This window comes from Xanthobacter agilis, assembly GCF_021730435.1.
GTDB lineage: Bacteria > Pseudomonadota > Alphaproteobacteria > Rhizobiales > Xanthobacteraceae > Xanthobacter > Xanthobacter agilis.
The window spans coordinates 138,443-150,620 of sequence record NZ_JABWGX010000005.1; the positions used below are offsets into that span (position 1 = coordinate 138,443).

General features: G+C 69.8%; 12 protein-coding genes. 9 read left to right on the top strand and 3 right to left on the bottom strand.

Annotated features, from left to right (window positions below; translation table 11 throughout):
- Positions 1–29: 29 nt before the first annotated feature.
- Genes bioB through HUW53_RS05210 form a run of 5 tightly spaced genes read left to right on the top strand, consistent with a single transcriptional unit; the run spans position 30 to position 5,146 of the window.
- Entirely contained in the window at positions 30–1,088 is a 1,059-nt protein-coding gene (gene bioB, locus HUW53_RS05190; protein ID WP_237344693.1) for a biotin synthase BioB, read from the top strand.
- A complete protein-coding gene (locus tag HUW53_RS05195; RefSeq protein ID WP_237344694.1) occupies positions 1,085–2,239 on the top strand; it encodes an 8-amino-7-oxononanoate synthase in 1,155 nt (384 codons plus the stop codon). The genes bioB and HUW53_RS05195 overlap by 4 nt, the downstream gene beginning before the upstream one ends.
- On the top strand, positions 2,236–2,892 hold the full coding sequence (gene bioD / locus HUW53_RS05200) for a dethiobiotin synthase (protein WP_237344695.1): 657 nt from the start codon (positions 2,236–2,238) through the stop codon (positions 2,890–2,892). The genes HUW53_RS05195 and bioD overlap by 4 nt, the downstream gene beginning before the upstream one ends.
- Entirely contained in the window at positions 2,889–4,157 is a 1,269-nt protein-coding gene (locus tag HUW53_RS05205; protein WP_237344696.1) for an adenosylmethionine--8-amino-7-oxononanoate transaminase, read from the top strand. Before bioD ends, HUW53_RS05205 begins: the two co-directional genes overlap by 4 nt.
- Complete coding sequence (locus tag HUW53_RS05210; RefSeq protein ID WP_237344697.1) at positions 4,154–5,146, top strand: beta-ketoacyl-ACP synthase III; 993 nt, start codon at positions 4,154–4,156, stop codon at positions 5,144–5,146. Before HUW53_RS05205 ends, HUW53_RS05210 begins: the two co-directional genes overlap by 4 nt.
- A gap of 378 nt (positions 5,147–5,524) precedes the next feature.
- Here the strand turns inward: HUW53_RS05210 and pgeF are convergent, their stop codons facing one another.
- Complete coding sequence (gene pgeF, locus HUW53_RS05215) at positions 5,525–6,304, bottom strand: peptidoglycan editing factor PgeF (protein WP_237344698.1); 780 nt, start codon at positions 6,302–6,304, stop codon at positions 5,525–5,527.
- A 325-nt stretch (positions 6,305–6,629) separates the two neighbouring features.
- Between pgeF and HUW53_RS05220 the strand changes: the two genes are divergently transcribed.
- Genes HUW53_RS05220 through HUW53_RS05230 form a run of 3 tightly spaced genes read left to right on the top strand, consistent with a single transcriptional unit; the run spans position 6,630 to position 9,112 of the window.
- Positions 6,630–7,565: an extracellular solute-binding protein gene (locus tag HUW53_RS05220; protein ID WP_237344699.1), complete on the top strand. Its 936-nt coding sequence runs from the start codon at positions 6,630–6,632 to the stop codon at positions 7,563–7,565.
- Positions 7,566–7,598: 33 nt separating this feature from the next.
- A complete protein-coding gene (locus HUW53_RS05225) occupies positions 7,599–8,396 on the top strand; it encodes a molybdate ABC transporter permease subunit (protein ID WP_237344700.1) in 798 nt (265 codons plus the stop codon).
- 56 nt (positions 8,397–8,452) lie between these two features.
- Entirely contained in the window at positions 8,453–9,112 is a 660-nt protein-coding gene (locus HUW53_RS05230) for an ABC transporter ATP-binding protein (protein ID WP_237344701.1), read from the top strand.
- A 246-nt stretch (positions 9,113–9,358) separates the two neighbouring features.
- Here HUW53_RS05230 and HUW53_RS05235 read toward each other — a convergent pair whose 3' ends face one another.
- Both HUW53_RS05235 and lgt read right to left on the bottom strand, forming a co-directional pair.
- Complete coding sequence (locus tag HUW53_RS05235) at positions 9,359–10,456, bottom strand: class I SAM-dependent methyltransferase (protein ID WP_237344702.1); 1,098 nt, start codon at positions 10,454–10,456, stop codon at positions 9,359–9,361.
- Positions 10,453–11,265, bottom strand: a complete 813-nt coding sequence (gene lgt / locus HUW53_RS05240) for a prolipoprotein diacylglyceryl transferase (RefSeq protein WP_237344703.1) — start codon at positions 11,263–11,265, stop codon at positions 10,453–10,455. The genes HUW53_RS05235 and lgt overlap by 4 nt, the downstream gene beginning before the upstream one ends.
- A 266-nt stretch (positions 11,266–11,531) precedes the next feature.
- Between lgt and HUW53_RS05245 the strand changes: the two genes are divergently transcribed.
- The gene (locus tag HUW53_RS05245) at positions 11,532–11,810 is read left to right on the top strand and encodes an accessory factor UbiK family protein (RefSeq protein WP_237344704.1); all 279 of its coding nucleotides are present in this window, start codon (positions 11,532–11,534) and stop codon (positions 11,808–11,810) included.
- The last annotated feature ends 368 nt before the right edge of the window (positions 11,811–12,178 follow it).

The following is a 12,178-nucleotide window of genomic DNA, read 5'->3' on the forward strand; positions in this document are numbered from 1 at the left end:
GCGGGGTCGAAAAACGTTCGGGAGTGAACATGTCGGTCGCCGCGAGGATCGAGGACGCAGTGGCTTCGCAGAGCGAAGCGTCGCGCCGCAAATGGGCCCGGGACGAGGCGCTTGCGCTCTATGGCGCGCCGTTCAACGATCTTCTGTTTCAGGCCCAGACGGTTCACCGCGCGCACTTCGATCCCAACGCCGTGCAGCTGAGTCGCCTGCTCTCCATCAAGACCGGCGGTTGCCCGGAGGATTGCGGCTATTGCAGCCAGTCCGCGCGCAACGAGGCCGAGCTGTCCGCCTCCAAGCTCATGGAAGTGGAACGGGTGCTCGTTGAGGCGCGCAAGGCCCGCGACGCGGGTGCCACGCGCTATTGCATGGGCGCCGCCTGGCGCAGCCCCAAGGAGCGCGACATGGGCTTCGTGGTCGCCATGGTGGAGGGGGTGAAGGCCCTCGGCATGGAAACCTGCATGACGCTCGGCATGCTCAGCCCCGATCAGGCGGGCCGGCTGAAGGCGGCGGGCCTCGATTATTACAACCACAACATCGACACCTCGGAAGCCCATTACGCCAGCGTCATCACCACCCGCACCTTCGCAGACCGGCTGGAGACGCTGGACAACGTGCGCGAGGCCGGCATCAAGGTGTGCTCGGGGGGCATCCTGGGCCTCGGCGAGACGGCGCAGGATCGGGTGGACATGCTCGTCACCCTCGCCAATTTGCCCGAGCCGCCGGACAGCGTGCCCATCAACATGCTCATCGCCATCCCCGGCACACCCCTGGAACATGCGCCGAAGGTGGATCCCATCGACTTCGTGCGCACCATCGCACTCGCCCGCATCATGATGCCCACCTCCCATGTGCGCCTGTCGGCTGGCCGCACCGAGATGAGCGACGAGATGCAGGCCATGTGCTTCTTCGCGGGCGCCAACTCGATTTTCGTGGGCGAAACCCTGCTCACCGCCGGCAATCCGGAGGAGGACAAGGACGCGGTGTTGTTCCAGCGCCTGGGCATCCACCCCATGGAGCTGAAGGTGGAGGTGGAGACCATCGAGGTCGAGGCGCCCTGCGCCTCCATGGCGGCGGCCGCGGCCGAATGAGCGACACCGGCGGCTCCGATCTGCTGGAGCGCTATGCCGCGACCCTGCGCGGGCTCGAACGCAAGGACCGCCTGCGCACCCTGGCCCCTCGCGCCGGGCTCGACTTCGCGTCCAACGATTATCTAGGCCTTGCCGCCTCCGGCAAGCTCGCCGCCGCGGTGCGCCGCGCGATCGATGACGGGACCCCGGTGGGGGCCGGCGGCTCGCGCCTCCTGCGTGGCAACACGCCGGAGCATGAGCGTCTGGAGGCAGCCGCCGCGCGCTTCTTCCGTGTCGAGCGGGCGCTGTACTTCGGCGGCGGCTTCGTGGCGAATTTCGCGGCGCTCACAGCCTTGCCGCAAAAGGGCGACCTCGTCGTGATGGACGAGCTTGTGCACGCCAGCGCCCATGAAGGCGCGCGGGCGGGCCGGGCGCTCGCCGTCACCGCCCGCCACAACGATGTCGCGGCGTTCGCGGACGAAATCCGCCGCTTCCGTGCCGCCGGCGGCACCGGCCGGGTGTGGATCGTGGTGGAGAGCCTCTACAGCATGGACGGCGACCGGGCGCCCCTGGCGGAGCTGATGGCGCTGGCGGAGGCCAACGACGCTTTCTTCTTCATCGACGAGGCCCATGCCACCGGCGTCTACGGGACCGAGGGGCGGGGGCTCGCCGCGCCGTTCGAGGGGCGGGAGAACGTGCTGGTGCTGCATACCTGCGGCAAGGCACTGGGCGGTTCCGGCGCATTGCTGGCGGGCGCGAAGGTGCTGTGCGACTTCCTGGTGAACCGGTCGCGGCCCTTCATCTTCGCGACCGCCCCTTCGCCGCTGATGGCGGTGGCGGCGGAAGCGGCGCTGGAGGTGCTGGCGCGCGAGCCGGAGCGCCGGGATCGGCTCGCGGCCCTGGTGGCCCACGCCGGGCGGGAGCTGGGGCGTATCGGCGTGACCGCCTCGGGCTCGCAGATTCAGCCGGTGATCGTGGGCGACAACGGCCGCGCCATGGCGCTCGCCGCCGCGTTGCAGGCCAGGGGCTTCGACGTGCGCGGCGTGCGTCCGCCGACGGTGCCGGAGGGTACGGCGCGGCTGCGCGTCTCACTCACCCTCAATGTGGAGGCGGCGGACGTGACCGCTTTGGTGGATGCGCTGGCGCAGGAGATGGGGAGCCGCGCGGCATGACCCGCCTAGTGGTGACGGGTACCGACACCGGCATCGGCAAGACCGTGTTCAGCGCCGGCCTCGCCGGATTTCTCAAGGCGCGCTATTGGAAGCCGGTGCAGTCGGGCCTCGACGAGGAGACCGATTCGCAGGCGGCCGCGCGCCTCGGCGGGCTGGCGCCGGGCGATGTGCTGCCGGAGGCCTATCGGCTGCGGACGCCGGCCTCGCCGCACCTCGCCGCCGCCATCGATGGGGTGCGCATCGAGGCGACCCGGCTCGCGCCGCCGCCGGACGACCCCGAAAAGCCCCTGGTGATCGAGGGCGCGGGCGGGCTGATGGTGCCGCTCACCGATGATCTGTTGTTCATCGACATGTTCGCTCGCTGGCGGCTGCCGGTGGTGCTGTGCGCCCGCTCCGGGCTCGGCACTCTTAATCACACGCTGCTTTCGCTGGAGGCATTGTGCCGCCGTTCGGTGCCGGTGCTGGGCGTGGTGCTCATCGGCCCGCCACACGCGGAGAACGCGCGCATGATTTCCCGCCTCGGCGCGGTGCCGGTGCTCGGCACCCTCCCGCCCGTCGATCCGCTGACCCCCGGAACGCTCGCCACCGCATTCGCGGACGGCTTCCGGCGGGAGGATTTCCTCGAAGGCCCAAAAGGACCCAAGCTTTCATGAGCGGCGCCATTTCCTGTGGTTCACCCATCTGGCACCCTTTCACCCAGCACGCCCTTCAGCCCGTCATGACGCCCATCGCGCGCAGCGAAGGGGCCTATCTCTTCACGCCGGACGGCACGCGCATTCTCGATGCGATTTCCTCGTGGTGGGTGGTGACCCACGGGCATCGCCATCCGCGCATCGTGGAGGCGGTGAAGGCGCAGGCCGATACCCTCGACCAGATCATCTTTGCCGGCTTCACCCACGCGCCGGCGGAAGCCCTGGCGCGCGAGCTGGTGGCGCTGGCGCCCGAGGGCCTGTCGCGGGTGTTCTATTCCGACAGCGGCTCCACAAGCGTGGAAGTGGCGCTGAAAATGGCCCTGGGCTACTGGCGCCACATGGGAGTCGCGCGCACCTCGGTGATCGTGATGGAGGGCAGCTATCACGGCGACACCATCGGCACCATGTCGGTGGGCGAGCGCGGCGTGTTCAATGCGGCCTACGCACCGCTGCTGTTCGACGTGAAGCGCATTCCCTTCCCCCGTCCCGGACGGGAGGAGGAAACCTTGAACGCGCTCGCGGCCCACTGCGCGGAGGCGCCGGCGGCCTTCATCGTGGAACCCCTGGTGCTGGGCGCGGGCGGCATGCGCACATATTGCCCGGAGGTGCTCGCCGCCATGAAGCGCATCTGCGAGGCCCATGGCGTGCTGTTCATCGCCGATGAGGTGATGACGGGCTGGGGCCGCACCGGCACCCTGTTCGCCTCGACCCAGGCGGGCATCAGCCCCGACATCCTGTGCCTGTCCAAGGGGCTCACCGGCGGTTTCCTGCCGCTGGCCGCCACCTTGTGCCGGGAGGATATCTTCGCCGCCCATTATTCCATGGATCGCGCGCGCACCTTCTTTCATTCGTCGTCCTACACCGCCAATCCCATCGCCTGCGCCGCCGGGCTCGCCAATGTCCAGGTGTGGCGCGAGGAGCCGGTGGCACAGCGGGTCGCCACCCTTGCGGCGTGGCAGAATGCTGGGCTGGAGCCGTTCCGGGACGACCCACGGTTCGAGAATGTGCGCCGGTGCGGCACCATCACGGCGCTCGATCTCAAGGTGGGGGATGCGGGCTATCTGGCCCAGGTGGCGCCCCGTCTCATGGCCTACTTCCTGGAGCGCGGGTTGCTGCTGCGCCCGCTCGGCAACACCCTTTATGTGATGCCGCCCTATTGCGTCACGCAGGGGGATCTCGCCGAGATCTATGCCGCCATCGACGCCGCGCCCGGGGTACTGGCGTGAGGGGCGCGCCGGCGAGCCGCATCGCCGGCCTTGGTCGACACGCGCCGGCGCGGCGGGTGGAGAACGCCGAGCTGGAAGCGATGCTCGGGCTCGATGCCGGCTGGATCGCGCGGCGCACCGGCATCCAGGCGCGGCGCTACGCGGCGCCTGGGGAGGCCTTGACCGACATGGCCCTGCCCGCCGCCGCCCAGGCGCTGGAGGCGGCCGGCGTCAAGACGGAGGATGTCGGGCTGCTGCTGCTCGCCACCTCCACGCCCGATCATTTGCTGCCGCCGTCGGCGCCGCTGCTGGCGCACCGGCTGGGATTGGCGCGCGCGGGCGGGGTCGATCTCGCCGGCGCCTGCTCCGGCTTTCTTTATGCGCTCACCCTGGCGGATGGCTTGGTGCGGACGCGGGGGCGCCCGGTGCTGGTGGTGGCCGCCAACATCCTGAGCCGCCGCATCAATCCCGAGGACCGGTCGAGCGCGGTGCTGTTCGCGGATGCGGCCGGCGCGGCACTGCTCGTGCCCTCGGATACGGCCGATGCGGGGCTCGTCGGGGCCCATCTGACCGGTGACGGCGCCCATTACGGCCTGATCCACATTCCCGCCGGCGGCAGCCGCAGGCCCTATGCGCCCGATATCAGCGCGCAGGATCTGCTGATGACCATGCCCGATGGCCGCGCGGTCTTCACCCTGGCGGTGGAAATGATGACCGACAGCGCGCGCCGCGCCATGGAGGAGGCGGGGGTGGACGCGGCCGCGATCACCCGCTTCGTGCCGCACCAAGCGAACACGCGCATTTTCGAGGCGGTGCGCAAGGCCCTTGGTCTGGCACCGGAAAGCGTGGTGTCCACCATCGCCGAGTTCGGCAATTCCTCTGCCGCCACCATTCCCTTCTCGCTGGCCGCGAGCGCCGAGGCGCGTCCGCTGGAGCGCGGAGAGCGGGTGCTGATGACGGCGGTGGGCGCGGGGCTCACCGGCGGCGCGGTGGTCTATGCCGTGCCGTGAATGGCGTGCCCGTCACGCCGCGCCCGGCATGGCGCGGCTTCCCGCAGGTGGCGGCCCTGAACCCAGCCGCTCCGGGCGCATCCGTCCCCTCGGGGCCACGTGGCGCCAGCGCCGGCCCCCACGGAGCAGACGACCCGTGTTGACGAGCTGGGCGCCATTGGCGAGGCGTGCATCCCTCTCCGCGTCCGGCGGGGCGCCCCATCCGCAGTTTGAAAGTCGCGCCCAGCCCGAAGCCGGTGACCGCCCTTCAGGCCATCGGCGAAATCGGTCGCGGCGGCCGGGCCGTTGATGGGCGATGGGTACAGGAGGGCCGTCGCCAGGAGTCGGGCGCCGGGCGCCCAGGGCGCGCGCCCGCGAATCAAGGCAGGCGCCCGCGGATCAAGGTGCATCGGGCGCCAAGGCGATGGCGGCGATGAGCCGGCCATAGTCGGCTTCCTTGCGATGGGTGGCGCGCCGGAAGGAATAGAAGCGCGCCTCGTCGGTGTAAGTGTCCAGCATGAGGTCTTCGATCTGGTGCACGCCGGCATCCTCCAGCCGCATGCGGATGAAGCCCGGCAGATCGAATAAGGCGTGGTGCGGCCGATCGGCGGGGGCGAAGAAGCGGGCGTAGTGCTTGTCCACGCCGAGGACGCGGGTCACGAAATCCTCGCCCACCTCATAGCTCGACTGGCGGATGAGCGGCCCGATCACGGCTCGGATGGCGCCGCGCCGCGCGCCCTGGGCCTCCATCAAGGCCACGGTGGCGCCGATGACGCCGCCGAGGGCGCCCTTCCAGCCCGAATGGGCGGCGGCCACCACCCGCGCCTCCGGATCGGCGAACAGCACCGGACCGCAATCGGCAATGGATACCGCCGCGCCCAGGCCGGGCGTGCGGGTGACGATGGCATCGGCCTTGGGGGCCTCTTCGCGCGTCCACGGTGTGGTGGCGAGCACCGCATCGGCCGAGTGCACCTGCCAGCAGGCCAGCAAATGCGGCGCGTGAAGCCCGAGGGCCGCGGCCATGCGGGCGCGGTTTTCCTGCACCGCCTCGGGGGCGTCGGCGGAGCCCATGCCCCCGTTCAGGCTCGCATAGACCCCGGTCGATACCCCACCCGCGCGGGTGAAGAAGGCATGGCGGATGCCGGGCAGGCTCGCGAGGGAGAGAGCCTCGATCTTCATGGGTCGCGTCCTCATGGCTTTCTGATGGCCGTGAAAACAGTGTGTAGCGCTTTCTCGTTAACGGGACGAGGCGCGCGGATTCCCGGTTCCGCGGATCGGCCGTCGGCGGCGGGGCTGCGCTCCATCCCCGCGGGCGGCTCAAGGCTGACGTTGCGTCTTGTGCTCTCGCCGCGGTCAGACCGGCGGCACCCGTGTGCGGACGGGACTTGCGGCCCGTTTGCGGTCGCGCGGCGGTTGATCTCAGCTATATTCAGGTGAATATAATTCTGCACTGGGGCACCGGCGGGCCGGCGAGGATCGCGGCGTGCCGTTCTGGGGGAAAAAGATGCGCAGACGGGCTTTCCTGCTGGGGCTGATGGCCCTTGGATTGAGCATCCTGGGCGGTGGCGCCTCGGGTCCTGTGGGGGCACAGGCGGCCGAGCCGGTCCGGGTGGCCTATGCGGGCTCCATGGGCGTGGTGATGGATCGGGCGCTCGGCCCGGCCTTCACCCAGCAGAGCGGCGCGCCGTTCCAGGGTATCGGCCAGGGTGCCTATGGCCTCGCCCGGCTCATCGCCGGCGGCCAGATCCAGGCCGACGTGTTCGTGTCGATCACGCCCGGGCCGATCGAGATCCTGAAGAAGGCGGGTCTTGTGGATGGCGCGGTGCCGGTGGCGAGCACCGCCATGGTCATTGTCTACAACGCCCAGGGGCCCCATGCGGCCGAGTTCGAGGCGGCGAAGGCGGGCAAGACGGAGTGGTGGAAGGTGCTCGAAAGCCCGAACGTGACGTTCGGCCGTACCGATCCCGCCACCGACCCGCAGGGCCAGAACATCATTTTCACCTTCCTTCTGGCCCAGCGCTATTACAACCAGCCAGACCTGATGCAGAAAGTGCTCGGCGGCGTCTACAACGACCAGCAGATCTTCGCCGAAGGCTCCGCCATGACCCGTCTCGAGGCCGGGCAGGTGGATGCAAGCTCCGGCTATCAGAGCGCCGCGGTCTCGGCCAAGCTGCCGTTCATCGCCCTGCCGGACGAGATCAACCTCTCCAATCCGGCCCTGGCCGCGCAATGGTATGATGCCGTGAGCTTCAAGCTGCCCGGCAAGGACGGCAAGGAAGAGACGGTGAAGCCCCAGCCCATGGTGTTCTACGCCGCGGTGCTGAAGAATGCGCCCAATCCCGAAGCGGGCGCGGCGTTCCTGAAGTTCATGCTGACCCCGGAGGGGCAGAAGCTGTTCCAGGACGCGGGCTATGGTCCGCCCAAGGGCGACAAGATCTGAAGTCGCGGCGGGTCAGCAATCGGGACACGGATCGTGTTTTCCTCAGCCGGAGCCGGCTTTTCAGGCTCGCGACTTCTCGGCGTCGTGGCGGTGTTCGCGGCGCTGGTGCTCGCGGTGATGGTGGCGCCCTTCGCCACCCTCGCCACCGCCACCGACTGGTCGAATTTCCACCTCGCCGACGGGGATTGGGAGGCCATCTCGGTATCCCTGGGCTATGGCGCCGTGTCGATGGGCATCATCATCGTGCTCGGCACGCCGCTCGCGTGGTGGCTGGCGCGCAGCCGCTTTCGCGGCAAATGGATCGCCGACGTCCTGCTGCTGCTGCCGCTCCTGTCGCCGCCGCTGGCGCTCGGCATCCTGCTGGCCTCATTTTATGGGCCTTATGGGCCGGCCGGCTCCCTCCTGCAGCAGGCGGGGGTGCTGCTCACCAACAATCCGCCGGCCTTCATCCTCGCCACCTGCTACGGCGCCGGCCCCTATTTCGTCATTGCCGCCCGCTCGGCATTCGAGGGCGTGCCGCTCGATCTGGAAGAGGTGGGGCTCACCCTCGGCCGGGGGCCGCTGTCGCTGATCTGGCGGGTCACGCTGCCGCTGGCGGCGCCGGGGCTGCTCATGGGGCTGGCGGTGGCCTGGGTGCGGGCCGTGGGCGAGTTCGGCATCGTGCTGGTGGTCGCTTATTTCCCGCAGGGCATGCCGGTGAAGCTGTGGGTGAACCTGCAGGATGTGGGCTTGCAGGCGGTCTATCCGCTGCTGTGGGCGTTCTTCCTGCTGGCGATGCCGCTGCCCCTGTTGATGCGGGTGTTCACGCGGCGTTGGGACGGACCCTCATGACCTTTGATGCCACTGTGGCGATCACACCATGAAGATCACACCATGAAGATCACACCGTGAAAATCACCTGCCGCCTGACCCATCCGGTGTCCATCGACATGGCCTTCGATGTCCATGGCCTCACCGTGCTGCTCGGCCGCTCGGGCGAGGGCAAGACCACCATGCTGAAGGCCCTGGCCGGGTTGCTTCCGTCGGAAGGCACGCCGTTTGACGGCCTGCCGCCACAGGCGCGCCCCATCGGCTATGTGCCGCAGAGCCTGTGCCTGTTTCCCCATCTGTTGATCTGGCAGAACGTCGCCTTCTCCCTCGACGGTGCGGACCGGCGGGCGAAGGCGGTGGCGTTGCTGGAGCGCTTCGGTCTTGCCGCGTTCGCCGATCGCCGGCCGCGGCAATTGTCCGGCGGCCAGCAGCAGCGGGTGGCCCTGGCGCGCGCCCTGGCCCGCGCGCCGGAATTGCTGCTGCTGGATGAACCGACCTCGGCGCTCGATCCGGTGACCCGCGACGAGGTGGTGGCGGAACTCATCGGCATCAGCCGCAACGGGCGTCCGGCGGTGCTCGCCTCCACCCACGACCGGCAGATGGCTTTGGCGGCCGATCATCTGGTGATTCTCGTCCAAGGGCGCGTGGTGCAGCAGGGGCGCCCCGCCGACCTCATGGCAAACCCCGCCTGTGCCGAGGTGGCGGGCCTGCTGGGCCTGAAGCAGAACGCGGCCTGAGCCCGCGGGGGGCGGGTTGACGGCACCACCTTTTAAAGCTGGCCACCCGCCGGCGCCGGGAGCCCCGTGCCATGGTTTTCGGCAAGACGGCTTTCGGCAAAAGGGTTTTCGGCGCGCGCCACCGCTTTCGTGCAAGCGTTGCTTCGTGCGTGATGGCCTCGACATTCCGCATCGGTGCCGTCGGAGGCCATGCCGGTCCACCTTCACCGGCGCGAAGGCGGCGGTTCGCTCCGAGGCGGATCGCTCTCAGCCGCGAAACGCCTCCTCGGGCAGGAAGGCCGGCGGCGCGCCGCGACCCGGCGCGGCGAGGGCCAGCACCTTGAACAGGGTTCCCATCTGGCCTTCATCGGTGCCGGCGAGCCGCAGGGCGGCGGTGGCGATGGCCTCCTCGCCGGCGGCGCCGGCCTGCGCCATCAGCCGCTCGGCCCGTTCCGCCAAACCCAGGCGCAGCAGGAAATGACCTTGCGGGAGGGGACCGAAGGCAACGGCGCCTTGGCCGAGGGCCATGCGCGCGAGGGCGGCAAAGTCCACATGGGCGGTGAGATCGGCGTCACCGGGCGCGGCCAGAGGGTCCGCGAAGGCGTGGCGGGACAGGGCCTGGAGCGTATCGCCGAAGCCGCCGGCATGGCCGTAATCGACCACCAGCGCCACGCCGCCGCCGGTTGCCAGCCGTCGGGCGAGGGCGAGCGCGGGGCCGCTCTCCATGCGCTCCAGCACGGCCCCATCGGGCGCGGGGCCGGGCGGGGCGAAGGCGGCGGCCACCGGCGTCGGGCGCGGATCGAGGCCGAAGATCAGGCGGCCATCCGCGTCGAGGCCCACGCGCCGTTCGTGCCAGCCGTCGGCGGCGCGCACGTATTGATCGATGGGCAGGGCATCGAAGAACTCGTTCGCGAGCACGATGACAGGACCTGCGGGCAGGTCCTCGATCCGATCGTGCCAACTGACATCGTGCCCGGCGAGCGTCTGGCGCTGGGCCTGCCGCAGCACCGGGCTGGTCTCCACGAGATGCACGCGCGCCGCGGCGCCAAAGGCGGGGGCCACGCCGGCGGCGCGCAGGGCATCGGCCATCAGCGTGCCGCGTCCGGGACCGAGCTCCACCAGCAGAAACGGCGAAGGCGCACCCATCTGCTGCCAGGCCGCCACCGCCCACAGGCCGAGGAGCTCGCCGAACATCTGGCTGATCTCGGGTGCGGTGGTGAAGTCGCCGCGCGCGCCCAGGGGGTCGCGGGTCATGTAGTAGCCATGGCGCGGATGGCCGAGGCACAGCGCCATGTAGCGGCTGACCGGCAGCGGCCCCTCGGCGGCGATGAGGGCGCGGATCTCGTCCGCGAGGGTGCTGGTCACGACGCCCTCTTGCGCGTCAGGGCGAAGGCGGCGAGGCTGGCGCCGGCCAGCACCACCGGCACCGACAGCCACATGCCCATGGTGGTGCCGAAGGCGAGATAGCCGAGCTGCACATCCGGTTCGCGGAAAAACTCGCCGACGATGCGCCCGCAGCCGTAGCCCATGCCGAAGAGGCCGGCCGCAAGCCCCGGCCGCTTCAGGGCGCCCATGCGCACCGCGGCCAGCATGATGACGAACAGCAAAATCCCTTCGAGCCCGGCTTCATAGAGCTGGCTGGGATGGCGCGGCACGCCGCCGCCGTTGGGAAACACCACCGCCCACGGCACGTCGGCCGGGCGGCCCCACAGTTCCGAATTGATGAAATTGGCGATGCGCCCGAACAGGAGGCCGAGCGGCGCCACCACCCCCGCCACATCGAGCAAGGAGAGAATGCGGATGCCGCGGGCGCGGGCGAACAGCACCAGCGCGACGATGGTGCCCGTAAGGCCGCCATGGAACGACATGCCCCCCTTCCACACCGCGATGATATCGGCCGGATGGGCGGCGAAATGGGGCAGGTTGTAGAACAGCACATAGCCGATGCGCCCGCCGAGGATCACGCCCAGGGTGGCCCAGAACAAGGCGTCGTCGAGGTCCTGCGGCTTCATGGGCGAGGTGCCGCCCCACAGGCGGGGCATGGCCACCAGCCGCCGGCCGAGCAGCCACCCGAGCACCAGGCCGGCGATGTAGGCGAGCGCGTACCAGCGAATGGAGAGGGGGCCGATTTGCACCAGCACCGGGTCGATGGTGGGGAAGGGCAGGGCGAGCATGCTGTAAAAATCCTGCAAGTGGCGCGCCGGGGCCGGAGAGGCGGGCGCATCTGGCGCGGGGCGGGCGTCGCCGTCAAGGATGCCGGACGGGAAGCGGGCATGCGCACACCGGCGCCGGTGTGCCGCAGCCGCGCGGGCCTTGCACTGTGCGCGCGCTCTCGCCATGTTCAGCCCCGATCGCCATGCGGCATGTGAGCCGCGCCTCGGGCCGCGCCGACCCGCGTGCTGTGGCGCGCGCCGCAGCGCAAGAGCGTCAGGAGACCGCCATGACCCAGACCACCGGCCGCTTTTTCGACGAGATGGCCCGCCTCTTGAACGATGCCGCAGGCGTGGCGCAGGGCGTCCGCCGCGAGGCCGAGACGGTGATGCGCACCCAGGTGGAGCGCTTCTTGCGCGACATGGACCTCGTGAAGCGCGAGGAGTTCGAGGCGGTGAAGGATATGGCCGTTGCCGCGCGCGAGGAAAACGAGCGCTTGTCCGAGCGCCTCGCCGTCCTGGAGGCAAGGCTGGCCGCCGCTGCTGCCGGCTCCGGCACCCTCGACTGATCGCCGGGCGGATACTCGCGCCCCGCGACCGGTGATTCGCCGATCCGGAGCCGGCGCATTTGTGTGCATGCCCACGCGGTGCACACAATCCGTCGTAGCGGCGCCATGTTTACCCGCGATATACTGATTTTCGTGGCGATTCGGAGCCGGTTCGTCGTATCACGGGCGTACGACGGGGCGTAGCCTCGCCCGACAGGTGGTGTGCGGTAAGGGGCCCTCGGGTTCGTCCCGGCCGGTCCTGGCGGCGGGCTGCGTGATGTGCGCCAGCCGCTGTGGCGCGACATTCTCCTGTGCTCCGTCGAAGTGGTTCGTCTTGAAGGAGGTCGTTCCATGGCACGCGGCATTGAGCGCATGCCTTTGGCCTCGTT